Origin of the sequence: Stenotrophomonas sp. (assembly GCF_032066555.1) — a bacterium.
Taxonomy (GTDB): domain Bacteria; phylum Pseudomonadota; class Gammaproteobacteria; order Xanthomonadales; family Xanthomonadaceae; genus Stenotrophomonas.
Genome location: NZ_DAMBKV010000015.1, coordinates 56348 through 81133 on the forward strand (window position 1 = coordinate 56348; position 24786 = coordinate 81133).

A 24786-nucleotide genomic window follows, 5' to 3' on the forward strand; every position below is an offset into this window, starting at 1 on the left:
ACCCGGGAAGAGCGCTCAATTCGGTAACTCGGCTTGACGCCTGATGCGGGTTCTGGAGAAGCAGGTTTTCCGTTGCGAGACTTTGGCGTGCCTCCCGGGTGCGCTGCGCTTACCCGGGCTACGGAACTTTCCCCTCTCCCGCCCCTTCGGGGCACCCTCTCCCGCAAGGGGAGAGGGGATACGGCTGCAATTGCAGGCATTGCCTCAACTCGCAGTGGCCTCTCCCTCTCCCCTTGCGGGAGAGGGTGCCCCGAAGGGACGGGAGAGGGGGAGCCTCACCAGCGCAGCTTGCGTCGCACCATCTCCCGTTCCAGCTGCGCCATCAACGTGCGCGCCTGCGCTTCCTCCAGGAAACGCAGCTGCAACGCCGGGGCTCCGCCCGCGCCAGCGGTATCCAGCGTCAGCGTCGCGGTACCAAAACGCCGGTCCAACGGGGAACGGTCCAGCCGCAATGCCTGCAGCTTGTCCAGCTCGGCCACCCGCCACCAGCGATTCCACCAGCCGCCGCGGATGGCCACACGCTGCGCGTCGATGTTGTAGCCGATGCGGCTTACCTGGCGATGCGCCTTCAGTGCCGACCAGGGCAGCCACAGCAGCGGCAACAAGCCCCATGCGCTGCGGGTCTCGTACACCAGCAGCGCCGACAGGACGCCCATCAGAAACAAGGCTGGCAGGCAGAGCCGCCACCAGCCGCGGGTGCTTACCGGCAGCCATTGTCCGGGCGGCCATTGCACTTGCGGCAGCAGGTGCTGCAGCAGGCCGTCGCAGACGGCCGGGGTCGCCAGTGGCGCCAGTTCCTTCAGTGCGCGGCCGTCCTGTTCCTGCTGTTGGCCGCCGCTGGCGATGTCCACCCGCAGTTGACGACGCTTGAACAACCGATGCAAGGCGCCTTCGCGCAGGGTCCAGGCCTGGATACGACGCCGCGCGACGCTGCTGCGCACGCGGGTGAAAAGACCACGTTCGACGGTGAGGCGACGGTCGGCTTCGCTGAGGCGGAAGCCGTAGTACTGCACGATCGCCAGGCCTACCGACAGCAGCCGCATCAACACCAGGGCGAATGCGAGCAGCAGGATGCCGGTAGCGATCATGGTCAACGTGCCCAGCTGCAGCTGGCTGGCATAGCCAAAGGCGTGGCGGCCCTGTTCCTCGATGAAATCGGAGGTGGCACGACGTGGGAACAGCTGGTAGGCCGCACCGATTGCCGCCGCCACAACGACCATTGCGCGATTGGAGATCAAGCCCTGCCGTATCAGTTCGGGCAAGTCCAGGCTCAGCAGCACGCCATCGGCGGCAGCATCGCTCCGTTGGTCGGTAGTCGCCGCTTCGCTGCCGCCCTGGCGGATCAGTCGTTCCAGCTCAAGCGCCTGTGCCAGCTTGAGCACGCGCATTTCCGCTTCGGGCTTGTCGCCGCCAGCCGATTCCAGGCGCAGCTCGGCCACGCCGAACATGCGGTGCAACAGGTTCTGGTGCACCACCACGTTGTGGATGCGCGCGAACGGAATCTCGCGGCGGGTGCGTTCGAAGATGCCGCTGCGGATGCTCAGCGCATCATTGCCGATGCGGTAGCGGTAGCTCAGGTATTGCAGCACCGCCGTGGCGACCAGGGCCACCACGATCGCGGCGCTGATCCAGTGGTGGTAGGGCAGGTCATCGTCGCGGCGACTGCCAAACACCAGCAGGGCAACCAGTGGCAGCAGGAACTGCTGCACCTGCTGTTGCAGGGCGAACAGCCACGACCACGGATGCAGTCGCTGCTCGTTGCTGGGGATGGGGGGCGGCAGTTCGCTCACAGCGCGTCGTCGTCGTGGTCGAGCTGCCGCGCCAGGCGATCACGCAGGCGTTCGGCATCGGCGTGTGCCAGCCCGGCCACGGCGACGGTGTTCATGCGGGTACCGGCGGTATGCACGATCAGGGTCGCCAGGCCGGCCATGCGCTCCAGTGGGCCGCGGCGCAGGTCCAGGTGCTGCACGCGCGAGACCGGGACATGGCTTTCGCTCTGCCACATATGACCGCGGCGCACGCCCAGCGATTGTGCATCCAGCCGCCAGAAGGTGAGTCGATGCCGACGCCAGCCGAACCAGGCGCCAAGCAGGGCGCCGACGCCTGCGGACGCCGGCGGGCCCAGCAGCCAGTTGGATTGATCGGTAGCCAGCATCAGCACCACGCAGGCGGCGCCGAACAGCAAAGCCATGCTCAGTGCCGCACCCGCGGCGGCGAACAGCGCGCCGCGCGGTGGCAGTGGCTGCCATTGATGGTGTTCCGGCGGGGGCGTATCGAAGGCAGCAGGTTCAGTCATGCGCAGACGATATAACGGCGGGGCCGTACAACGGTAGGTGCGATGGCGGTTTTGGGAGCGGCGTAAGCCGCGAAGCCGATGACGCGGCAGGCCCAGGAAAGCCTGCGTTCGATATTTCAAGGTTGGGCGCCAATGCTGGCGCCGGATGCGGCAATGGCTTCGCGGCTTACGCCGCTCCCACAAATGCCGCGAAAAGCGAGGCGCTTACTGCGCCGCCATGATCAGCGCATCCACATCCAGGTGGTGGCCGGCACGTGAGGCCTTGGTGCGCAGGTACTGCTCGTTCTCGTGGGTGATCTCGCCGGTCACCGGCACGCAGCCAACGACTTCGATGCCGGCCTTGCGCAGGTGCTGCACCTTGGTCGGGTTATTGGTCAGCAGCTGGATGCGCTGCACGCCCAGCGCGCGCAGCATCGCCACGGCGCTGCCGTAGCGGCGTTCGTCGGCGCCAAAGCCGAGTTGCGCATCGGCATCGATGGTGTCGAGGCCTTCGTGCTGGTAGCCATAGGCACGCATCTTGGCGGCGATGCCGGTGCCACGGCCTTCCTGGTCCAGGTACAACAGGATGCCGCCGCCCAGCTCCTTGAGCGTGCGCAGGCCGCGCCGCAGCTGGTCGCCACAATCGCATTTGAGCGAGCCGAACAGGTCGCCGGTGAGGCAGGACGAATGCACGCGCACCGGCACGATGCCGCCCATGTCCGGATTGCCGACGATCACCGCCACCTGGTCACGCTGTGCCACGCCGCCACGGAACACGGCGAACTCGCTCATGCCGACGTCACGCAGCGGCACGGGCGAGCGCGTTACCAGTTCGTAGTCCTGGCCTGCCTGGCCAGCACCTTCGTACAGCGCGGTGGTGTCCAGCTGCAGGCAGTCATCAAACGGACTGCCTGCCGCATCCAGTTCCACCGAGATCATGGCCGGCAACAGCAAGCCCAACCGCGCCACTTCCACCGTCGCTGCATCCAGCGCATTGCCATTGGCTTGCGCATCGGCCGGCGCGACTGCATCGCGCAGATAGGCCAGCGCTGGCAGCTCGGCAAACGCGCGATCAGCCAGTGGCAGGTGGATGCCGTTGGCGGCGTTGATGCCCAGGGTCTGCGCGCGCGCCGCGCTCAGGAACAGGTAATGGCGCCCTTGCGCGGCCTCGGCGAAGGCGGCGTAGCCTTCCGGCGAGCTGCTGTCCAAGGCAATGCTGGCCAGTCGCTGCCGGCCATCGCTGATCACCACCGGGCGGCCCGCACGGAGTTCGGCGGCGGCGCGTTCGCAGCGGATGGCGGCGGTCTGGCCGAAGTAGGACGGGCTGGCGGAAACGGGGCTGTTCATTTGAAACCTTATGGGGGCCGTTGGCTGTCGAATCAATCGAGCGGCACGGGTGACGCAGTGTTGCAGCAGCAGGTTCAGTGCGGATGACGGGCAGTGGCGTAGGGGTCGTGTTCACCGCTGCCCGGTGGCCGTAGCGTGTAACGCTTGTAGGTCCACTGGTACTGGGTGGGATCGCGACGCGCGATGCGTTCGATGCCCGCGCTTAGCGTGGCGACCGCGCGTGGCAGGTCAGGATCGGCGATCCCGGCTTCGGCCGGCTCGATGTGCAGGGCGAAGTCAAGATTCGGCCCGGTGCGTTCGCACCAGCCATACAGCAGCGTGGCGCCGGTGCGCTCGGCCAGGCGGTTGACCAGGGTCATGGTCAATGCCTGGATGCCGAAGAACGGGACGAACACACCGTCGCCGTTCTTGGGCTGCTGGTCGGGCAGGATGCCGGTGGCGCCGCCTTCCTTGAGTACCTTGAACAACTGCCGCACAGCGGGGCCTTCGGCGCGTACCTGACGCACGTTGTCGCCGCCCCGGCACAGCTGCAGGAATTCATCACCGACCGGGTTCTCCGGCGGTGCATAGACGATGGCGATCGGGCCACGCGAGGCCAGCCACTGGTTCAGCAGCTCCCAGTTGCCGTAATGCGGGGCAATGACGATCACGCCCTTGCCCGACGCCAGCGCGGCGTCGTAAAGCGCCTCGCCGTGGCGTTCGCGCAGGTGCCGGGACAGGTTGCGGGCCGGGTCATGAGTCCACAGGTACAGGGTTTCCAATGCCTGGCGGGCGGTGGTGCGCAATACCTCGCGGTGCAGGCGCGCGCGCTGGGCGGCGTCCAGTTCCGGGTAGACCAGCTCCAGGTTGCGCCGGGTTACCCGGCTTTCGCGGGCATTGATGCTGCGCCACAGCCAGGCCACGGTGTCGGCCAGGGTCCGCTGCCAGGACCAGGGCAGGTGAGTCAGGGCGCAGGCGAGGCGGTAATAGAGCTTGGCGGTGGATTGCGGTTTCATTCCCCCAAGTTTAGCCGCTGGCGCGCGGTGCTATGGTGCGCGGCCCCCTGCAGGAGTTGCCGATGCTTTGCCTGATCCAGCGTGTTACCCAGGCCTCGGTCACCGTCGATGATGCGGTGGTCGGGCAGATTGGTCCGGGCCTGTTGGCGCTGGTCGGGGTGGAGCCGGGCGACGATGAGGCGATGCTGTCGCGGATGGCGGACAGGCTGCTCGGTTACCGGGTTTTCGCCGACGATGCCGGCAAGATGAACCGTTCCTTGCGCGATACCGGTGGTGGCTTGCTGCTGGTCAGCCAGTTCACCCTGGCCGCCGATACCCGTTCAGGCATGCGCCCGAGCTTCACCAGCGCCGCGCCGCCGGCCGAGGCTGAACGGCTTTTCAACCGATTGGTGGCTATCTGCCGTGAAAAACACAGCCCAGGGGTGGAAATTGGCCGCTTTGGTGCCCATATGGTTGTCAGCCTGATCAACGATGGGCCCGTAACCTTTCTGCTCAGACCGTAGCGCGCCGCGAACCCACCGCCCCGGCAAGCGCTATGCTGCGCTGGTATAATGCTAGGTTCCCATCTTCACAATCGCCGGTGGCGCGAGCATTACATGGCCAACGAACGTCCTGCCCAGCAAAACGACATCAAGCTTCTGATCAGCAAGGGCCTGGAACAGGGCTACCTGACCTACGCCGAAGTTAACGATCATCTGCCCGACGACATGGTCGATCCGGAGCAGATCGAAGACATCATCGGCCTGATCACCGGCATGGGCATCGATGTCCACGAAGTTGCCCCCGACGCCGACACGCTGATGCTCAGCGACGGCAACACCGGCAACCGTGAAGTCGATGATACCGCCGCTGAAGAAGCGGCTGCTGCACTGACCGCACTCGACACCGAAGGTGGCCGCACCACCGACCCGGTGCGCATGTACATGCGCGAAATGGGTACGGTCGAGCTGCTGACCCGCGAAGGCGAAATCGCCATCGCCAAGCGCATCGAAGAAGGCCTGGGCCAGGTGCAGGCTGCCCTGGGTACCTTCCCGCTGGCCGTTGAATCGGTGCTGGCCGATTACGAAGCACACAAGGAAGGCAAGAAGCGCCTGGCCGAAGTGATCGTCGGCTTCAACGACCTGGTCGAGGAAGCGCCGGCACCAGCTGTTGCCGAAGACACCAGCGAAGACGCCGATGCCGACGGCGATGAAGACGACGACGGCGACGACGTCGAGGAAGAAGCCGGCCCGACCGGTCCGGATCCGGTGGAAGTGGCTGCCCGCATGGAGCAGCTGGCCGCCGACATGGCCAAGTTCAAGAAGGCCCATGCCAAGGGCGATGTAAAGGCCCAGGCCAAGCTGCGCGAGGAGATCTCGGCCACCTTCGTGACCCTGAAGCTGCCGCTGCCGCTGACCGACGTGCTGGTGCGCCTGCTGCGCGACACCATGGCCCAGGTCAAGTCGCAGGAGCGCCGCGTGCTGCACCTGGCCACCATCACCGCCCGCATGCCGCGTAAGGATTTCATCCGTTCGTGGGAAGGCAACCAGACGAACCTGGAGTGGGTGGAAGACGCCATCAAGCGTAAGCAGAAGTGGTCGTCGGCGCTGCGTGACGTCAAGGACCAGATCGTTGCCGAACAGCAGGCCACCATCGACCTTGAGAAGGACACCCAGCTGAGCCTGGACGAGCTGAAGGAAATCAGCCGCGTCATGGCCTACGGCGAAGCCAAGGCGCGCAAGGCCAAGAAGGAAATGGTCGAGGCCAACCTGCGTCTGGTCATCTCCATTGCCAAGAAGTACACCAACCGCGGCCTGCAGTTCCTGGACCTGATCCAGGAGGGCAACATCGGCCTGATGAAGGCCGTCGACAAGTTCGAATACCGTCGCGGTTACAAGTTCTCGACCTATGCCACCTGGTGGATCCGCCAGGCGATCACCCGTTCGATCGCCGACCAGGCCCGCACCATCCGTATCCCGGTGCACATGATCGAGACGATCAACAAGTTGAACCGCATTTCCCGCCAGATGCTCCAGCAGTACGGCCGCGAGGCCACGCCGGAGGAACTGGCCAAGGAAATGGACATGCCGGAAGACAAGATCCGCAAGGTGATGAAGATCGCCAAGGAGCCGATCTCGATGGAAACCCCGATCGGCGACGACGAGGATTCGCATCTGGGCGACTTCATCGAGGACACCAACGTGGAGTCCCCGATCGAGAACACCACCAACATCAACTTGTCCGAAACCGTGCGTGACGTGCTGGCTGGCCTCACCCCGAGGGAAGCCAAGGTGCTGCGCATGCGCTTCGGTATCGACATGAACACCGATCACACGCTGGAAGAAGTGGGCAAGCAGTTCGACGTGACCCGCGAGCGCATCCGCCAGATCGAGGCCAAGGCGCTGCGCAAGCTGCGTCACCCGAGCCGTTCGGAACAGCTGCGCAGCTTCCTCGACATCGAGTAATCGATATCGCTGGATGGCAACGAAAAACCCCGCTTCGGCGGGGTTTTTTGTTGTGCCGCATGCGCCCGGGATACGGGATACGGGATACGGGATACGGGATACGGGATACGGCATACGGAAGCGGTGGCTCCGGTGATGCAGGTGTCATCGCACCCGCGTCCGGGCGGCGCAGCGCGTTGCACGCCGGTGCGCAGCGGCCGGCGGGGGTGGCCCGTGGCCGCGACCGAACCGGCAGGCGGGCCATGCAGAAAACAGGAGAGCGGCCATTTGGCCGCTCTCCTGTCGAGACAGCGTCCCGAACAGCGCCGGCACCATAATGCCGACGCTGACCGGAACGGGTTGCGGATCAGAACGAGTAGCGCGCACCCACGTAGAAGCGGCGTGGCTCGTTCCAGGCGGAGGCCTCACCGAAGCCATAGGTACCGCCGGAGACCAAGCCGGAGGCCGCCGTTGCCGACTGCTTGTCGAGGATGTTGAAGATGTCCAGGAAGAACTCCAGCTTTCCGAACGGCAACGCCCAGTTGTACTTGGCGCGTACGTCCAGGGTGTAGTTCGAGGGACCTTCATTGGCGCCGACCGAGCCCGGCAGCACCCAGGTGTCATAGACGCCGCGATCGATGTATTCCTCGCCCATGACCGGCAGGTAGCGTGAGCTCACCAACTGTGCGGTGGTATAGAGCTCGCCACTGTTCCAGTTGAACACGCCGCTGACTTCCAGGCCGTTGTCCCAGGCGTAGGAAGCCCATGCCTTGAACTGGTGCTTGATGTTGCCGGCCTGCGGACCCCACATGTTCGGGGCACGCGGATCCAGCGCGATCCAGTCGCCCTGGTAGTCGGCGTTGCTGTCGGAGTTGGTGTTGCCCTTGGCATCGTTGTAGGTATACGACACCGAGCCCTGCCAGTTGTCCTTCCTGAACTTCTGCAGGGTGATTTCGTAGCCCATGTACTCGCGCTTGCCGCCGGCCAGCGTGCCGATCACGTAGTTCGAATTCGGCGCACTGTCATAGCCGAAATAGGAAAGCGGCAGGTAGTAGAACGAGCCGGGTGCGGCCAGTCCGTAGTTGCCGATCGGATCGGAGGGGTCGAGCGAGGCGTCGGAGTACAACGCCAGATCGTAGTCCTCGAGGATGTCGCGGGTGACGCGCTTGGTGGCGGTGACGGTCAGGCTCAAGTCGTCGCGGAACGTGGTCGAGAAGCCCAGCATCATTTCGTCGGTATACGGCGTCTTGGTGGAAGGCGAGAACAGTGCATCGGGTTCCTTCTCACCGCCGCGTGTGCGGAAGGTCAGCCACTGGTCGCCCAGGAAGATCTGCTCGGCGTAGCTGGGGCCGGTCAGGTTGCCGGCGAAATCGGACATGTTGTTGCGGATCGGATCGTAGTAACGGCCATAGAAGCCCCAGACCTTGCTGCGTCCATCGCCAAACAGGTCATACACCACGCTCAGGCGCGGCGCGAACTCCCAATCGAACTTGGCCGATTCGCCGCGCTTGGAGTCGTAGTGCTTCCACTGCTCGGCACGCACGCCGGCATTGACGGTCCACTGGTTCAGCGTCCACGTGTCCTGCAGGTAAAACGTCTTGCCCTTGGATTTGACCGTGTAAGGGGCGGTCTGGGTTTCGGCGATGCGGTAGTTGTTGAGGAAGCCACCGGGATTGCCCGCGGTGCTGGTGAGCTTGTACGCGCCCAGTTCCGCCGTGGACACCGCGCCGTCGCCATTGGTATCTAGCAGCCCGAGAAAATACGCCTTGTTGCTGCTGTCATTGATGCCGTTGATGATGCGGCCATAGTCCGTTGCGGCGATGGGGCGCGTGGTCCAGGCATTGCCGGTGGCATTGTTGACCGCCTGGTCCAGCGTCAGCCCGCTGTACTGGTTGTCGATGGAGGTATAGCGCGCCTTGTCACCGGTATAGACGGTGTCTTCGAAGTATTCGTTCTCGGTGCTGGTAAGGCCCAGCTTGAAGCTGTGCGAGCCATAGGCGGTGTCCAGCCAATATTCGACGCTGGCACCGAACTCATCGCGGTTGCGCTCGGTGATGACATCGAAGCCGAGGCCACCCAGGTTGCGCTGTGCCAACGACGCCTGCGCCGAGGAGCGGAAAGCGATGGTGTTGGTTGCCGAGGGATCGGCCGCCGAGTCCGACAGTTCGCCTTCATGGCGGAAGCCATAGGCGGTCAGTCGGAGGTTGTCCCAGTCATGGCTGTACTCGAGCTTGTAGTTGTCGCCGCCCTGCTTGCGCGAGTAGTCGCGGTTGTTCAGGGTGCTGGAGGCGGTGGTGCCGGTGATGTCGGTCGGATCGTTGAAGAAGGTGCCGGTCAGGCGATCGTTCTCGGTGATCTGCCAGGTGGCCTTGAAGAAGCCGTATTCCGCGTCGCTCTTCACGGTGCGCATGTAGTCGCCGGTCTGCGCGTTGACCACATCGGTCTCGCGGTACTTCTTCTGGTAGGAGGTGAAGAACCAGAGCTTGTCCTGCAGGATCGGGCCGCCCAGGGTGAAGGCGGTGTCATAGGTCGAGAAGCCCGACGCGGTGTTGTGCTTGTTGTCGGCGACGAGGCTGTCGTTCTGGAAGTAATAGTTCAACGAGCCGTGCCAGTCGTTGGAGCCCGACTTGGTGACGACCCTGGCCACCAGGCCGGAACCGCCGGCATATTCGGCTGGGACACCGCCGGTGATGACCTGCTGTTCCTGGATGATTTCGGAATTGAAGTTGGCGCCGAAAGTACCGGTCGACGGGTCGGTGACGTCCACGCCGTCGAGCATGTAGACGTTGTCGGTGGAGCTGCCGGTAGCACCGCCGATGTCCGAGTAGTTGACGCCGGACTTGGAAGAGGGGTTGCCGGTGGCACTGGGCTTCACGCCCGGGACCAACTGCAGGTAGCTCTGGTAGCTGCGACCGGTCGGCAGTGATTCCACCTGCTCCAGCGTCAGCACGCTGCTGACGGTTGCGGAGGTGGTGTCGATGGCCGCCAGGGCCGCGCCGGTGACCGTCACTGTGTTCAGTGTGGTGGCGTCGCCGGAGGAGGCGGTCGCTGCATTGTTCAACTTGTAACCCAGGTTCAGCTCCTTGCCACTTACGACGGCGACATTGGCCGCGGTGAAGTCGCTATAGCCCGGTGCTTCGATCTGGATCGTGTAATTGGTTGCCGGGTCCAGGCCGCTGAGGCGGACGCGACCAGCGGCATCGGTGACGCCGGTTTTGGATACCAGGCTGTCAGGGGAGCTGACCTTCACCGTGGCGCCGGCCAGTGGCTGTCCGCTGCCGTCATTGATGGCGATGCGCAACCCGCCGGTGTCGGCCCAGGCGGCCCCGACGAAACACATGCCGAGTGCAACACTGAGTGCTTTATGCCGGAACTGATGCAAGTGATTTCGTTTCAAGAATTTTACTCCCCGGAGAAATGGAGGGCCTGTGGATGACCCTGCGCGGGCATGACGAAAGTCATGCCGGGTCGATCTTAAGGCAGCATTCAGGAAACTTCGCCGGGTTGCACGGGTAATTAATGCGATATTGGTCACAAATTGAAACTTAATGCATGCTTAATCGCCAGATTCTGGCAAGTCTGTGTCGGGAAATTGAGGTAGCGATGTCTTTTCCTGTCCCGAAGTGCGCTGTCGGGACTGGCTTCTGTCCCGACGAGCGTGCCTCGCCGCGTCTTCTGGCGAACAGGCGAAGGACTACCGTGATGCGTTGAGTCCCGACGCGTCGGGATACGCTGGCGTTGAATGACGCTTGCCGGGGCGGCGTGCCCCCGGGGGCACCGGGGGATGCCGAGAGCACATGCCATGTGAGCCGATCGCGCAATGATTCCGGCAGCTCGGCGACAGCGGGGGATGGGCAGCCACCGTTGTGGCCAAGCGGTTCCGTCCAGCTGGTGCTCCTGGTTCAACGACATCCGTCCTCGGCGCGACGGCGTCAGAACATCAGCCGCATTGATGTCCGACGGATCTCGCTCTCAGCGCTTTGAGGCGATTCCGAAGATGGATCGGGTGTGAACAGTCATTGCGGGATGCATGACATGTCCGCTGTACCGGTGAACATCGTTTGCCGCACCCAGACCTGCCTCGAAATGATGGTGGATGGAAGACAAGACCAATGGGGGAACGGTACACTCACGCCGCTTCAATGCACGACGTGATGGATGCCTACCAAGGCGGGCACATCAGCAACAGGGTTGCACGGAACAGCACCGGCCCTCGAATAGTCGACTTGAAAGTCCTGCAGGGCCTATAGCTCAACGGTTAGAGCAGAGGACTCATAATCCTTTGGTTCCAGGTTCGAATCCTGGTGGGCCCACCATTTCATAGTCCGGCGAAGTCCAGTGAAGCCCGGAAAGTGACTGAAATATAGGGTTTTATAGGGGTTTTTCGTCCGATCTAGTTCGATGTCGTCCGGCGGCATCCGATTGGATTGTGAGTAACGGTGTGAGTAAGATTGCGGGGCTGGCCTCCGTTACTCACAATTGCGTTACTCACACACATGCTGACTGACACCAAGCTCCGTAGTCTCAGGCCTCAGAACAAGGTTTTTCGACTCGCAGATGCCAATGGGCTTTGCATCGAAGTGCGGACGACGGGCGCCAAGATCTGGCGCTACCGCTACCGATTTGGCGACAAGGCCAACATGCTGACTATCGGGGAGTATCCGCTTGTCTCTCTGGCGGAGGCGCGCGCTGAGCGTGATCGCGCCCGAACATTGGTAAAAAAAGGTGTGGATCCGAGTCTGGTGGCGAAAGTGGAGCGTGCTGCTAAGCAAGAAGAAGCAGGCAACACGTTCGGTAGCCTCGCCGAAGAGTTGATGCTTCAACGTGCGAAGACGCTCAGTCCTGGTTCGGTTGTTCGCGAGCGTCGGATGCTTGAGAGAGATCTCGGAGGCATCGCTGAGTTGCCGATCCGCAGTATCACTGCGCCGATGCTGTTGAAGGCACTCAGGAAGATTGAAACGCGCGGAGCGGTGGAGACGGCGCACCGCACCAGGGCTGCCGCAGGCCTTGTTTTCCGCTACGCCATTGCTACGGGGCGCGCTGAGAACAACCCTGCGCTTAGCCTTGTGGGTGCTTTGTCTCCAGCGAAGACGACGCATTTCTCGAGCCTGACCGAGCCTGAAGAGGTCGCCAAGTTGCTCATAGCCATTTATGGCTACCAGGGATCCCCTATTGTTTCTGCGGCCTTGAAGCTATCTGCGCTCCTGTTTGTTCGCCCCGGGGAGCTCCGAGCAGCGCGTTGGTCAGACATCGATCTGCAAGCTGCTGAGTGGCGCTACACCACCAGTAAGACCCATACGGCGCACATCGTCCCTCTGGCACGTCAGGCCATCGAAGTTCTGGAGGAGGTCCGCCCGTACTCGAGGCGCAGTGAGTACGTGCTTCCCAGTGTCCGGAGTATTTCGAAGTCGATCAGCGAGAACACGATCAATGCTGCCCTGCGAAATCTGGGCTTCGACGGCACGATGATGACTGCTCACGGTTTCCGAGCCATGGCTCGAACGTTGTTAGACGAGGTTCTTGGGTTTAGGCCAGACTTCATCGAGCATCAGCTCGCCCATGCGGTTCGAGACCCTCTTGGCCGAGCGTACAATCGTACGACGCACCTAAAAGAGCGTAGGAAGATGATGCAGGGATGGGCTGACTATCTGGATAATCTGCGAGGTCAGAAAACTGACTAGTGGACCTCGGTCTGTCTCATTTACAGCGGCGCTCCCAACTGCTCAAACACGGTCCCTCTCCACGCCCTAGTTCCCGACAAAGTGTTGGTGCGCATCGGCTCGGACGCACGAGCGACGCATACAACAACGAAGGTGGCACGGATGTAGATTGCTCAAACCCTTCCAGGTCCGCGCCGCCAAACAATTCGCCGACCGCTACGCCTACGTTGCTGGGCACGTCTACCGTCCCACGCCGAAGGGTTCGTTGCCGCGGCCTTTTTAAAGCGCTAGGCGTTGGAGTTTGGGCATGCTTAGTTTCAGGAAGAACAGGAACAGCATTCCTGGCTTCTCTAGGTCAGATCGATTTGGGCCTGTTGCCAGAACTAAGCAGGCAAATCACCGGGGGTAAGCTCCTGCGCGGCGGGAGATCTATCGCGCCGGGCGGGGGGGGACTGTCAATCCTCGGCGACGCGCGGGCTGTCGTCCGCTTTGTAGGAAGGGCGGGGAGCCGGCGGCAAAGCGCGATGGATTGCACTGGCAGCAATGGCGGCATGGCCGAACGCTACAGCAATCTGGTTAAGGTCGGTGACCACGTCTCCAATGGCGTAAAGGCCTGCGCGAGAGGTTTCCATGTGCTCATTGGTCAGCACGGCACCTTCGTCGTTAAACTCGACCCCTGCTTGCCGCGCCAACTCCCCGCGCGCGGGGGCTCCCATGGCCGCGTAAACGAAATCGAAGCGGTGCGTGTCTCCGTTGGCGTCGATAAGGTCCCACCCTTCATCCCGGCAAGCCAAGGACCGAAGGGTGGGAAGAACGAGCAGGCCCTCGGTTTCGGTCTGGGAGTTGCTGTCGCCTTGGTCTGGAATCGGGACGACGCTGACGTCGCCGGAGAACGTACGCATGTAACGGGCGTGGGCAATTGCCCTGATGAGTGGCCCCACCACGGCTAGGCGGCGATCAGTAGCCTCGAAGCCGTCGCACAGCGCGCACGAGCGCAGCAGGCCGCTCCTCAAGGCTTCTTCCGCGTCCCCAGACGTGAGCTCCGGGAGCCGATCGACCACGCCCGTGGCCAACAGCACAACGGGTGCCGCGAACCGCCCGTCGTCCGATTCAGCTTCCCATCCTCCATTGACCTGGTGCAAGGATGTGACCCGAGTGGGGTGGAAGGTAGCTCCGTAGTTGGCCGCTTGGTCCCGTAGGCGTTGGAGGAGTTCAGTCCCCGAGACGCCCAGTGGGAAGCCAGGGCAGTTGTGGCTCTCTGGGATCCAACGTGCCCGGCTTCGGCGGTCGTCGAACACGACGACGCGCCGGTGCAGGCGCCGAAGATAGGTGGCGGCCGTCAAGCCCGCTGGGCCGCCTCCGACGATGATGCAATCCAAGTCCATGGGTTGGTTGAAGAGGAATGTCAACAAAGGTTGCCACGAACGTTGGCTCTGCGCACTGACGCCGCCATCACGGAATCCGTGTCGTCATTAGGCAAGGCAGGCCGGAGTGCGAGCCACCGACTAGGAGTGCTTATGGGACATTTCGATTCTGACCACTTCCACCGGCTGGTGGCCCTTCTCAACCGGTCGGGTGGCGTAGGCGAGTGCCTGCCGTACCCAGACATGACTCCGGTTCCGGCTGGGTTCGACGAGTTCGCCCATCGCGATTCACAGTCGGAATTGGATTGGTCGGACGTGTGCCCTGCTTACGCCTTGGCCTTGGTGACCGCAGGCAGCTACGCGCTGCCTCAGCACGAATCAGACATGGAGGTGCTCTGGGACGAGTTGGGCGGCAACTCCACCCGCCTGTGGTCCGACGTGCACGAAATCGTTAAGCGGGCATGGGCATGGTTGGACGCACACCACGTGGCCTCAGCGACACAGCGCTAATCGTCTCTGGAATTTCGCTTGCGCCACATAACCCACTGGCCTACCAAGGCGGTGAGCAGGATGAGACTGTTGGTGGTGATGAACGCCCAATTGTGCAGCAACCAGCTGTAGAGAATGAAGCCCACGGATGCGGCCATTTGGCCGAGGAAGAGCCATTTTGAGTGCCGGCCGCGTTGTCCTCCGTGGCCAGTTGGCCCGTTACTCGGAGCTTGACCCGAAAGCCGCGGTCCTGCAGTTCGGTGGAGACTATGACCTCGGCTGGGTCAACCAAGGGTGGCGCCGAGCGCGGTCACCTTCAGTGCCCTAAGCCATGTGGTGTGACATCGATTTCACACCCGCGGCGCTATAAGAAAAATTCGCATCCGCTGGAGCCTGTAATGGCCCGCCCGATCTGGACCGGATCGCTGTCGTTCGGTCTGCTCAACATCCCCGTGTCCCTTATGTCCGGAGAGCGCCGAACGGACCTGAGCTTTCGCATGCTCGATTCACGGGACAAGAAGCCCATCCGGTTCGAGCGGGTGAATGCCGATACCGGTGAGGAGGTGCCGTGGAAGGACATCGTCAAGGCCTTCGAGTATGACAAGGGCAACTACGTCGTCATCGAGAAAGAGGATATCGCCGCCGCCGCGCCCGAATCCCATGAATCAGTGGATGTAGAAACGTTCGTGGATGCCTCCAGCATCAATCTTCGTTATTTCGAGAAGCCCTATGTTCTTGTTCCCGGAAAAAAAGCCGAGAAAGGCTACGTGCTGCTGCGCGAGACCTTGAAGAAGTCGGGGAAGGTCGGCATCGCCCGGGTCGTCATTCGCACGCGGGAGTATATGTGCGCAGTCATGCCCGACGGTGACGCGCTGGTGCTGATTCTGCTGCGCTACCCGCAAGAGCTCGTCGAATTCGATGAATACAAGCTTCCCGAGGGCAAGCCGGCGGACTACCGCCTCGCGCCGAAGGAACTGGAGATGGCTGAGCAGCTCATCGACTCCATGACCTCCGAGTGGAACCCGGCCGACTACCACGACGAGTTCCGCGCGCGCCTGTCCGACATCATCAAGAAACGCATCAAGTTGGCCGGCGCCACCACCAAGTTCGAAGAGCCCGTGCCACGCGAGGACGCCGCCACCAACGTGGTGGACTTCATGTCGCTGCTCCAGCAAAGCCTGGACACGAAGAAACGCACGCCGGCCAAGGGGGCGGCGAAGAAGGCGCCAGCCAAGGCAGCGAAGGCCCCCGCAAAGAAAGCCAGCAAGGCTGCGAAGAAATCCACAGCCCGAAAGGCCTCTTGAGTCAACCCAGAAAAGGAGCACTGCACATGTCCGACGACAAGAGCAAGACCGGTTCGCCCGACCGAGATCGCATCAACCTCAGCGAAGACTACGAGGTCCAATACTGGACGAAGGAACTTGGCGTGTCGGAGCAGGAGCTGCGAGACGTCGTGAACGCTGTGGGCGACACGTCCAGGGCCGTGCGCGAGCGGTTGGGCAAGTAACGCCGCACCATGAGCCTGACGGACTACCGCCGCAAGCGCAGCTTCGACAAGACGCGCGAACCGGAACCGGGCAAGGCGGTCCCGAAAGGGCGGCGGGCCATCTTCGTGGTCCAGCTCCACCACGCCAGCCGGCGGCACTACGACTTCCGGCTGCAAGTGGGCGACGCCCTCAAGAGCTGGGCGGTCCCCAAGGGCCCCAGCTACGACCCCAGCGTGAAGCGTATGGCGGTGGAGGTGGAAGACCACCCCGTGGACTACGCCACCTTCGAGGGCGAGATCCCCAAGGGCCAATACGGCGGCGGGCATGTGGCCCAGTTCGATCACGGCGTGTGGGCAACCGACGGCGATCCAGAGGAGCAGTTGGCCAAAGGCCACCTGCGATTCGAGCTGTTCGGCACGAAGCTCAAGGGCGGCTGGCACCTGGTGCGCTCGGGCAAACTGGCCAAGCAACCCCAGTGGTTGCTTTTCAAGGACAAGGACGACTACGCCGGCAAGCTGGAAGCCGACGATCTGCTCGCCGACGTGACCAAGGCCCCGGCCGAGGACCTCAAGCGGGCGGGCTCGGGCAAGACGAACAAGAAGAAGCTCACCGCTGTCCCTGTGAAGAAGGGACGCAAGAAGGACTGGGCGAAGAAGGCAGCTGCCCTGCCCAAAGCCAAGAAGACCGCAGCGCCGACCGGACCGTTCGAACCCCAGCTCGCCAAACTTGGGGAAAGCCCTCCGCAAGGCGAGCAGTGGATCCACGAACTGAAATGGGACGGCTACCGGATCCTGGCCACCATCGCGAAGGGCGAGGTCAGGCTGTGGTCACGCAACGCACTGGAGTGGACGGACAAGATCCCCGACATCCGCGACGCGGTGGAGGCGCTGGGCCTGGAGTCCGGTGCGCTGGACGGTGAACTCATCGCCGGCACCGGCACGAAGCGGGACTTCAACCTGCTCCAATCCACGTTGTCCGGCGAACACTTGGGCAAGCTGTCTTACGCGTTGTTCGACATCCTCCACCTCAATGGTGTGGACGTGTCGGATGCGCCCCTCTTGGAGCGCAAAGCGCTGCTGCAGGAGCTCTTGGAAGACGCGCCCGCCCACTTGGCCTTCAGCTCCCACATCAACGGCGACGGGCAAGCGGCCTTCGAGCTCGCCGGCAAACAGCACTTTGAAGGGATTATCTCCAAGCGTGGCGATCAGCCCTACCAAGGTGGGCGCAGCGAGGACTGGCGCAAGACTAAGCAACTGGCCAGCGATGAGTTCGCCGTCGTGGGATACACGCAGCCGAAAGGCAGCCGCACCGGGTTTGGATCGCTGCTGCTGGCCAAGCCGGACCCTGAGTGCGGCTGGCGCTACGTGGGTCGGGTGGGTACCGGATTCAACGACCAGTTGATGCGCGAGCTCACCAAGAAGCTGACCAAGGGTGGTGGCAAGAAACCCACGGCTCATGTGGGCACGACGGACACCGATCTGCGCACTGCCACTTGGTTCCCTCCGCGCTTCGTGGTGGAGGTGTTCTTCCGCGGCATGGGACGGCAGGACCTACTGCGTCAGCCCTCGCTCAAGACCATACGCGAGGACAAGGATGTGAAAGATCTGGCCGACAGCGACCGTGCTAAGAATCCGTCTAGAGCGGCAAGCTTGGCCAAGTCCCGCAAGAAAGTCACCAAGAGGGGCAAGAGGGGTGCTGCAACCACCGAGCTTCCCAAGCTCTCCAGCCCCACGAAGATCCTGTTCCCCGACAGTCGCGTCACCAAGCGGGATGTGTGGGACTACTACCTGGCGGTGGCCGATCACCTCCTGCCGGAAATCGCTGGGAGGCCGCTGTCCATCATTCGCTGCCCCGCCGGCATTGAGCACCCCTGCTTCTTCCAGAAACATCTGACCGCGGGGCTGGAGAGGGTGAACACCGTGAAGCTCAAGGAAGAATCGGGCACCAACGCCAACTACCTGGTCGTCGAAGACCTGCCGGGGCTGATGGAGTTGGTCCAGTTCAACGCGTTGGAGTTCCACCCGTGGGGCTCGCACGCCAAAGAACCCGATAGGGCTGACCGGGTGGTGTTCGACTTGGACCCGGGCGAAGGCGTCCCCTTTTCGGAGATCACGAAGGCGGCCAAGGACATCCGCAAGTTGCTGGAGCAATTGGAGCTGGAATCGTTCCTGCGCGTGTCGGGAGGTAAGGGGCTCCACGTGGTGGTGCCGTTGAATCCCGGCTGCGACTGGGACCTGACCAAGCGCTTCGCCCACGGGTTCGCCGACGCGCTCGCCCGTTCGGAGCCGGAGCGCTTCCTGTCCACCGCCACCAAGAGCAAGCGTAACAAGCGAATCTTCGTGGACTACCTGCGCAATGGACGCGGCGCCACCGCAGTGGCCTCTTATTCCATGCGTGGGCGTGCCGGGGCGCCTGTGGCGATGCCCTTGGCTTGGAGCGAGCTCTCCAAGCTCACTAAGGCCAATGCCTTCACGATCAAGGACGTGCCGGCCAAGTTGAAGCGTCGCAGGAAGGATCCGTGGGACGGGATCGACAGGGTGAAGCAGAACCTGGCGCGTTGGGCGCAGGGTGAGTAAGAGCGCCTCTGGCGAAGACCTCTCATTGGGCAATTACATCCATGGTCGTCTGCTTGGTGGTCGTTGTAGAGGCGACGAGACGGAGTCAGGTGTCGAGTCGCCCGGTGCGGACGAGATCACCAAGACCCAGGTGCCGATGCCTGGGCCGCGGTCCTTCACGGCAAGCCGCCATTCGTCACGTTAAACGCCCCCCTAGATGGCTTCCACTTCTACAACGGGAACTGGCTGCGCGCACCGTTAGTGCTCGGTCCTCAACGACGACGTCATCTAGTGCGTGATTTCCGCCGGCAGCGTGCGCGAAGAGAGATCATGGGTGTGGAATACATCGTCAGTGTTGAGCTGTTCGCTGGGCTCTCAGAAGACGAAAAAGCGGTCTGGCTCAACCACGTCCATGAGGTGAAGTCTGGAACTTTGGTCGCACCGGGCCTGCCCGAGGTCGCCCAGCATGAGCTGATGACCGAGTTGGTAAGCACTAACGGCAAGACGGGCACACCTGACACACGGACCAGGGTCTCAAGCTGCCCCTCTGGCCGGCCTGCGGGCCAGGGTGGGCTTGACTGGCACCGTTCGAGTAGACGCCAGCTTTCCAAGGCGACGCTCTTGGCTGGGGCCTTCCAAATACATCGCTACCGATCCCATGGCTGCATCCATATTGGTTAGGTTGGTAGATCCCGCGTTGGGGCGCGGGATTGGGATTCTTTTCTCATCAGGAGGAAATCCTTGTGCAGGCGCGAAGCGCGCCGCGCAGTTAAACGAAGATCGCTTGCGCTGTGACCCCCAAGCGCTCGCCAATCCGAGCCATCTCGTTCGCAACCTTGATGCACGAATCACCAGTACGCTTCTGTGCTGCAACCTGCAACTCTTGGTACACCTGCCAGAAGCCAGGCCCATTTCCATGAGCTTTGTAGGCGGCGTGCAGCTTCATCCATTCATCGTTAGACAGGTACTGTGCGCTGTATCCCATTTCAATCTCCTTCGCGTCCTGCCCCTGTTCCCTGAACATAAGCAGTGCAACCTTGCTGAATCGTTAAAGCGGCCGCTAATTCGCCGCATGTGTGATGGGCAGCTCAGTCTCCGATCACCGGACGTGGAATCACCAGCATTCATATTGGGCCACGCACCCAGACCGACCATTTGCCTGGACAGCCCCGATACACAGGGCAGTTCGTCACGCAGTGTGCGCTCCGCTTACCCTTCAGCGAAGGCTCCTTGGTCGTGCGCTTGGCGGACTCGCGGTACGGTGGACCCTGCGAACTCTACACGCTGATCCTGCACCAATCAGAGTCGTGCAGCTTCACGCTGGTAAGCCTAGGCCTAGTCCCGCCAATGAATGCGTAGTCGCGCTATTCGTTGGAAATGACACCATGCCCAAGATCGAGCGCTGGCGTGATGCAGTTAGGAGCAGCCTGGAAGAGGGAGGAATATGTGGGCGACCCGGATGTTACCGCCCTTCCAGGCCTGTTCAGCAGGTCGCATGTGCTGAGTGTCGAACTCGGCCTTCCCACCAAATAGCTCAGAAGGGGTGCAGACGTGCTTGCCACCAGTGCCGGCAATCATTGATAGCGTCTTCTGGGTAGCAGGCTTGCCCAGGTCGGTGGTCAGCCCTGAAATGCAGCTATCCCGATCATTGATCACCATTCCGACCATCGCAGCGATTGGTTGGTTCGTGGCGTATTGCCCGTTCACGAATCGGCCCAATCCCTCCGGACCTCGGTACTTTCCCCGACTACTTGATGCTGACGTGAGTTTCTTGAACTCGTATATCAGATCCAATTGCGGCAGCTTGGCGTTGGAGAAGTACGTGATGTCCATACGCATGCGCTTCACCAGCTTCTTCGTGGCCGGATCAAGCACCATTCGATGGCGCTCGTAGTTCCATTGCCCCGTGAGCCTGCCCTCCGGCTCGCTGGCGCGATCCAGGTACCACCAGAAATTCTCCGTCAACTTGGGCTCGAGAAGCTTTGGCTCCAAATGGTCCGGATACTCCTCGATGATGCGATGCCAGGTGTCCACCAGAAATGCGGTCGCTTGGCGTGCCTCATCCAGTGGAAACATCGCCTGCCAGGGATCGGTAGATGTGCTGTCCATAGCGTTCCTTAGTGCTCCAAGGCCCTGGTGTACCGCACGATTCGTTCGGCGTCCCGCTGGGCTGAGCCTGTCATCCAGAATCGGCTGATGAAAGGTTTGACCAGGTAGATGGTATTGCCGCGGCGAACAATCACATCACCCATTACGTACAGTGACTCACCCCAGCCAGCAGGCAGGAGATCGTTATTACGGAGCTCTTCGACTAGCGCCAGAACGGCGCTGTCAGACTCAATAGTGTCCACTCGCGACTGGGTGCTCAGATCAGGCGTCATGCGGACAACGCCGATGGGTCCGCGTGCACCGGACACATTGAACACCAGGTCGGAGTCAATGGAGCCCACTCCACCGGAGGCCTGCTGCCACTCCTTAAGTTCAGAGCTGAGCGCAGAGCCGTAGTTCTGGACGTCTTGTCCGGTTGGGCGGCGGTGCAGAGCAGTATTGAGGTCTGAGATCGTACCCGGCTGCACGCTGTCGATCACAAGCGTGCTGATCTCCTCAATTCGAGCGCGTTGCTTGGAGGTGAGTTCGAAATAGTCTGCCAGCAGGCCTTCGGCCTCCTGCTGCTTTGCTTGGTACATGCTCTCATGGAGAACGGAAGAGCGAGACTCAATTGCGCCCAACAGCACGGTGAGCTTCTTGATGATCGCGCGGGCCAGCTTTGGATCCCTGTGCTTGTCCGGTGCGACGAAGGGCAGTGACTTCAAATCGCTCAGGCTGACACGCTCGCGCTCGAACGCGACCTGATAGGCCGTCATGAGGAGGAAGTACCTGGCCAGATCAGACTGAAGGTAGAAAGCCATGAACCGCAGCAGGCCGTCCTCTCCTGCAGGAGCAGTGATCGTGCCAATGCTGCTGGTGAAGCAGAAGCGCTCACTTGAGTATGCTGCGCAGACCCGCCTGTCGGTGCTCATGCCATCGGTCAGAACGATTCGCGGGACCGAGAACGCCTGAAGCAACGTCGCTGGAATCCGGGCCACGGTGGGCCACTTCGCTGCCGGGAATGGAGTCAATACCTCTGGTGCTAGGATCGAGCCGACGCTGCTGAAGGAGTTTGCATCGAGGAACTTCATCCCCGCAAGCGGCTCGGAGGAAGCCGGCGCTTCCACGGAAGAGTCCTTGACGTGGAATCCCTTCATGCTTGACCAGCCGTCATTGCGCAGCAGGGCACCCAAGGTCCCTTTCATTCGCAGTTGACTGATCATGGAGGCATCATGGCTGTTGCCCCAGAACAGGGTGGTCAGCAGTTCGTTGCTATAGGCAATCGATTGCGCGCGAATGCGGCTGCGATCGGCACCGTGAATGGTAAGGCGGCCAAAGGCCAGGCTGACGTCTGCCTTCGGGGTCCAGTAGTCGATCTGTTCGTCCCTTGCCGGGGCCAATTGGTCGGGCGAACGTGGCGTGGCAACCATCACTAGCGTTGGTTGTCGCGCAGAGGAGAACAGAAGCTTGCGGACGTCGCCGAAGTTGATCAGCTTTTCCACTCTATACCGATCGAGGAGATCGCGGACAAAGTTCTTGCTGCTTGGCGCTGCGAGCAGGCTTACGGGCAGGATGAAGCAAACCTTGCCTGACGGAACCAGGCAGTGCTTAGCCCTGAATACGAAGGCGGCCGCAGTGTTGCGGCGAGGCAGGTCGACGCGCTCCGCTTTGGCCCACGTATCGCTAGTCAGCGTGATCTTCTTCGGAGGCTCAACCCAAGGAGGATTGGAGAGGAAGATCGTGCAGGTTGGATGCCTTGCGTGCGGATTAGCCTTGTCGAAGAAGTCGCCGGCAACTTCGCCGCCACGAAGATTCTTCCCAACCAGCTTCGGCAGCTTGGCCTTGCCCTGGGCCGCCAGCGTTGCCAGATCTGCCGGGGCAAGCCCTTCCAGGACAGAAAGATAGAGACTGAAGGCGGTAACTCGGCACGCAGAGAGGTTCAGGTCCGAGCCGAACATCGAGCGCTCAAGAAGCTCTACGCGCTCGCTGAAGGACAGGGCCTTCCCCTTGCGTCCCTGGGCATAGCCGACCAGGCGGCGGAAAGCCGTGGTCAGCAGAATGCCGGATCCGCAGGCCCCATCGTAGACGCGCTCGCTCAAGGGATCAGCGGAACCCTCAAAAGCCAAGTCCACGGCCAGCATGGCCAGATGGCGCGGCGTGTAGAACGCACCCACTTCCTTCTTGTCTTCGGACAGGAAGGATTCGTAAATGCCGGAGATCAGTTCCACTGGAATGAAGCGGAAGTTGTACTGCCAGAAGCTCTTCTGCCCACTTTGCAGGTCATCGTGCTTCAAGAAGCCGTGCAGACTATCCAGCGTAGCTGTCGTGAGGCCCTTCCAGAAACGATCCAGACGCTCGCCGGGTTCCAGCAGGTCGCCATTGAAGTCTTGCTTGAGCTGGCGGAGCAGCTTGACGATGCCCGGCAGGTCCTTGCACTCAACGAGTGCATTGAGCTGGCCCACCTCGTGGTCAGCACGGTACTGGTCGCCAATGATTCCGCGATGTTCCAGATAGGAGACGAACATGACCTGGGCCATCAGCAACTGCGCGTCGGTCTTGGACAGGCCTTGTTTCTGGAGGATGTCGACCATCGCCTTCAAGGACCGCAGCAGCACTTGGTCCACCCGGTTCTCCGCGGCGAACCATTCGGGGCGATCGTTGAACACCGTCCCGGACTGGACATCTGCGCTGGAGAAGGGCGTGAGCGCCCCGGCATGCTGGCGCGAAAGATCCACCGGCTGAGCCAAGCGTGCGCTCACCGGCAGAGCGCTTGCACTGCCCTTGTCGATAATTAATACGATCGAGATCAGGTTCTGGTTCCAGATACGCTCGCGAATTCCGTCGAGGATCGCGTGCTTCTGGAGGCGGGCATTGTTGGAGAGGAAGCAGACAGTGGGCACACCGTCTACGTCAAAGACCGCCCGCGCCTGGATGTCCCCCTTGGGGTCCAGTAGGTCGTCGATCTCCCGCGCATAAGGATGATCCCCAGGAACCTTGCCGGGGCGATGAAGGCTGTCAGCGTCCTGCAGGTATCCCCACGCATCAAGCCAGTTGTCGAGAGAGCCAGCTTTCACGGCAAGCCTTTGCCCTGATTAACAGCCCAATGGTAGCATAACAGTGGAGGCAATCAAGTTGTGTGATAGCATTCAGACGAGGGCACCACTCGTCCTGATGGGAACGCCGACTGTCGATGAACGAACTCTCTCCAGCGCAGGTCCAGCGATTCAGGTTCATCGAAGCCCGGCTGCTCTGGGAGGGGGCACTTCAGCGCAAGGATCTTTGCACCGCATTCGCGCTCACCCTCAATCATGTAACGCGAGAAATTACCAACTATCGAGACCGCTACCCTGGCAATCTGACCTACGATCCGGGAAGCAGGACCTGGCGGGCGGCTGGCGGGTTTGTGCCCCACCATGCTTCCGGTGCCGCCGAGGAGTACCTCGAGTTGCTGTTGGCCTTCTCGCTCAGTGGCGATCCGTCAATCATGGCCGGTACCGGTCCTGCAGTGCCCGTCCAGACGCTGCCCGCCTTAGGCGGGGTCATTGGTGCCGATGTGCTTAGGCCATTGGTTGCAGCCATCGGACACCAGCAGGGTCTGGACATTGTGTATCAGTCCTTCTCGGAGCCTGAGCCGCGACGCCGCACGATCTGGCCACATTCCTTGGTGTACGCGCTGTCGCGCTGGCATGTGCGCGCCTACGACAAACAGAAAGAGCGATTTGCGGATTTCGTCCTAAGTCGAGTTCTGGACTGCTCACAGCCGGCCGCGCCTGACGGAGGCAATGCCGCGCCGGCCAAGGACCTTGAATGGCATCAGATGGTCGTCGTTGACGTCCAGCCCGCCACACACCTGTCTACCACACAGCAGGCTGTCATCGCCAAGCAGTACGGAATGAACAAGGCCAAGCAAGGCTGGAAACGGTCCGCCAAGATTCGGCGTTGCCTGGTGAAGTACTTCTTGCACCAGCACCGGCTGGATGTCCGTGCCGGCGATACAGGGATCGCCCGCATCGCGCTATGCGATCCCACTTTGATCGAGAAGCATAGCTTTCAGGATGACTGAGGCTTATCGGTCCCGCTCGCCATCGCATGGCTGTGCCAGC

Annotated in this window: 17 protein-coding genes and 1 tRNA gene; 9 read left to right on the forward strand and 9 right to left on the reverse strand. The window is 62.0% G+C overall.

The window, feature by feature from the left end:
• Window positions 1–275: 275 nt before the first annotated feature.
• The 4 genes from RT131_RS15375 to RT131_RS15390 form a co-directional block, all read right to left on the reverse strand.
• Window positions 276–1781, reverse strand: a complete 1506-nt coding sequence (locus tag RT131_RS15375; protein WP_313173695.1) for a PH domain-containing protein — start codon at window positions 1779–1781, stop codon at window positions 276–278.
• A gap of 5 nt (window positions 1782–1786) precedes the next feature.
• Entirely contained in the window at window positions 1787–2296 is a 510-nt protein-coding gene (locus RT131_RS15380; RefSeq protein ID WP_313173666.1) for a PH domain-containing protein, read from the reverse strand.
• Between the two features lie 204 nt (window positions 2297–2500).
• Window positions 2501–3622 (reverse strand): GTP cyclohydrolase II RibA, encoded by a 1122-nt coding sequence (gene ribA, locus RT131_RS15385; RefSeq protein WP_313173667.1) that lies wholly within the window; start codon window positions 3620–3622, stop codon window positions 2501–2503.
• 74 nt (window positions 3623–3696) lie between these two features.
• On the reverse strand, window positions 3697–4617 hold the full coding sequence (locus RT131_RS15390; protein ID WP_313173668.1) for a lauroyl acyltransferase: 921 nt from the start codon (window positions 4615–4617) through the stop codon (window positions 3697–3699).
• Window positions 4618–4679: 62 nt separating this feature from the next.
• Here RT131_RS15390 and dtd point away from each other — a divergent pair, with 62 nt between their 5' ends.
• Window positions 4680–5120, forward strand: a complete 441-nt coding sequence (dtd, locus tag RT131_RS15395; RefSeq protein WP_282268068.1) for a D-aminoacyl-tRNA deacylase — start codon at window positions 4680–4682, stop codon at window positions 5118–5120.
• A gap of 93 nt (window positions 5121–5213) precedes the next feature.
• Entirely contained in the window at window positions 5214–7061 is a 1848-nt protein-coding gene (gene rpoD, locus RT131_RS15400) for an RNA polymerase sigma factor RpoD (RefSeq protein WP_313173669.1), read from the forward strand.
• A gap of 346 nt (window positions 7062–7407) precedes the next feature.
• Here the strand turns inward: rpoD and RT131_RS15405 are convergent, their stop codons facing one another.
• Window positions 7408–10380: a TonB-dependent receptor gene (locus RT131_RS15405; RefSeq protein WP_313173670.1), complete on the reverse strand. Its 2973-nt coding sequence runs from the start codon at window positions 10378–10380 to the stop codon at window positions 7408–7410.
• Between the two features lie 900 nt (window positions 10381–11280).
• Here RT131_RS15405 and RT131_RS15410 point away from each other — a divergent pair.
• Together RT131_RS15410 and RT131_RS15415 are read left to right on the forward strand one after the other, a co-directional pair.
• Window positions 11281–11356, forward strand: a tRNA-Ile gene (locus tag RT131_RS15410).
• Window positions 11357–11536: 180 nt separating this feature from the next.
• Complete coding sequence (locus RT131_RS15415; RefSeq protein ID WP_303747751.1) at window positions 11537–12721, forward strand: integrase arm-type DNA-binding domain-containing protein; 1185 nt, start codon at window positions 11537–11539, stop codon at window positions 12719–12721.
• A gap of 434 nt (window positions 12722–13155) precedes the next feature.
• Here the strand turns inward: RT131_RS15415 and RT131_RS15420 are convergent, their stop codons facing one another.
• A complete protein-coding gene (locus RT131_RS15420) occupies window positions 13156–14085 on the reverse strand; it encodes an NAD(P)/FAD-dependent oxidoreductase (protein WP_313173696.1) in 930 nt (309 codons plus the stop codon).
• A 222-nt stretch (window positions 14086–14307) separates the two neighbouring features.
• Here RT131_RS15420 and RT131_RS15425 point away from each other — a divergent pair, with 222 nt between their 5' ends.
• From RT131_RS15425 to ligD, 4 genes are all read left to right on the forward strand, one after another.
• Complete coding sequence (locus RT131_RS15425; protein WP_313173671.1) at window positions 14308–14574, forward strand: hypothetical protein; 267 nt, start codon at window positions 14308–14310, stop codon at window positions 14572–14574.
• A 377-nt stretch (window positions 14575–14951) separates the two neighbouring features.
• Window positions 14952–15857: a Ku protein gene (locus tag RT131_RS15430; RefSeq protein ID WP_313173672.1), complete on the forward strand. Its 906-nt coding sequence runs from the start codon at window positions 14952–14954 to the stop codon at window positions 15855–15857.
• 26 nt (window positions 15858–15883) lie between these two features.
• Entirely contained in the window at window positions 15884–16060 is a 177-nt protein-coding gene (locus tag RT131_RS15435) for a DUF3606 domain-containing protein (RefSeq protein WP_312366889.1), read from the forward strand.
• A gap of 9 nt (window positions 16061–16069) precedes the next feature.
• On the forward strand, window positions 16070–18616 hold the full coding sequence (ligD, locus tag RT131_RS15440) for a DNA ligase D (RefSeq protein WP_313173673.1): 2547 nt from the start codon (window positions 16070–16072) through the stop codon (window positions 18614–18616).
• Between the two features lie 748 nt (window positions 18617–19364).
• Here the strand turns inward: ligD and RT131_RS15445 are convergent.
• From RT131_RS15445 to RT131_RS15455, 3 genes are all read right to left on the reverse strand, one after another.
• Window positions 19365–19619 carry a hypothetical protein gene (locus RT131_RS15445; RefSeq protein ID WP_313173674.1) on the reverse strand — a complete coding sequence of 85 codons (255 nt, stop codon included), beginning with the start codon at window positions 19617–19619 and terminating at the stop codon, window positions 19365–19367.
• Between the two features lie 392 nt (window positions 19620–20011).
• Complete coding sequence (locus RT131_RS15450; protein ID WP_313173675.1) at window positions 20012–20704, reverse strand: hypothetical protein; 693 nt, start codon at window positions 20702–20704, stop codon at window positions 20012–20014.
• Between the two features lie 8 nt (window positions 20705–20712).
• Complete coding sequence (locus tag RT131_RS15455; protein ID WP_313173676.1) at window positions 20713–23757, reverse strand: N-6 DNA methylase; 3045 nt, start codon at window positions 23755–23757, stop codon at window positions 20713–20715.
• 116 nt (window positions 23758–23873) lie between these two features.
• Here RT131_RS15455 and RT131_RS15460 point away from each other — a divergent pair, with 116 nt between their 5' ends.
• The gene (locus RT131_RS15460) at window positions 23874–24746 is read left to right on the forward strand and encodes a WYL domain-containing protein (RefSeq protein ID WP_313173677.1); all 873 of its coding nucleotides are present in this window, start codon (window positions 23874–23876) and stop codon (window positions 24744–24746) included.
• Window positions 24747–24786 lie beyond the last annotated feature (40 nt).

What these genes read in the sequence shown, in the direction of transcription:
- RT131_RS15380 (WP_313173666.1), bottom strand. Translation starts at nt 2,296, where the DNA reads ATGACTGAACCTGCTGCCTTCGATACGCCCCCGCCGGAACACCATCAA.
- ribA (WP_313173667.1), bottom strand. Translation starts at nt 3,622, where the DNA reads ATGAACAGCCCCGTTTCCGCCAGCCCGTCCTACTTCGGCCAGACCGCC.
- RT131_RS15390 (WP_313173668.1), bottom strand. Translation starts at nt 4,617, where the DNA reads ATGAAACCGCAATCCACCGCCAAGCTCTATTACCGCCTCGCCTGCGCC.
- dtd (WP_282268068.1), top strand. Translation starts at nt 4,680, where the DNA reads ATGCTTTGCCTGATCCAGCGTGTTACCCAGGCCTCGGTCACCGTCGAT.
- rpoD (WP_313173669.1), top strand. Translation starts at nt 5,214, where the DNA reads ATGGCCAACGAACGTCCTGCCCAGCAAAACGACATCAAGCTTCTGATC.
- RT131_RS15405 (WP_313173670.1), bottom strand. Translation starts at nt 10,380, where the DNA reads ATGTGTTTCGTCGGGGCCGCCTGGGCCGACACCGGCGGGTTGCGCATC.
- RT131_RS15415 (WP_303747751.1), top strand. Translation starts at nt 11,537, where the DNA reads ATGCTGACTGACACCAAGCTCCGTAGTCTCAGGCCTCAGAACAAGGTT.
- RT131_RS15420 (WP_313173696.1), bottom strand. Translation starts at nt 14,085, where the DNA reads ATGGACTTGGATTGCATCATCGTCGGAGGCGGCCCAGCGGGCTTGACG.
- RT131_RS15425 (WP_313173671.1), top strand. Translation starts at nt 14,308, where the DNA reads ATGACTCCGGTTCCGGCTGGGTTCGACGAGTTCGCCCATCGCGATTCA.
- RT131_RS15430 (WP_313173672.1), top strand. Translation starts at nt 14,952, where the DNA reads ATGGCCCGCCCGATCTGGACCGGATCGCTGTCGTTCGGTCTGCTCAAC.
- RT131_RS15435 (WP_312366889.1), top strand. Translation starts at nt 15,884, where the DNA reads ATGTCCGACGACAAGAGCAAGACCGGTTCGCCCGACCGAGATCGCATC.
- ligD (WP_313173673.1), top strand. Translation starts at nt 16,070, where the DNA reads ATGAGCCTGACGGACTACCGCCGCAAGCGCAGCTTCGACAAGACGCGC.
- RT131_RS15445 (WP_313173674.1), bottom strand. Translation starts at nt 19,619, where the DNA reads ATGTTCAGGGAACAGGGGCAGGACGCGAAGGAGATTGAAATGGGATAC.
- RT131_RS15450 (WP_313173675.1), bottom strand. Translation starts at nt 20,704, where the DNA reads ATGGACAGCACATCTACCGATCCCTGGCAGGCGATGTTTCCACTGGAT.
- RT131_RS15460 (WP_313173677.1), top strand. Translation starts at nt 23,874, where the DNA reads ATGAACGAACTCTCTCCAGCGCAGGTCCAGCGATTCAGGTTCATCGAA.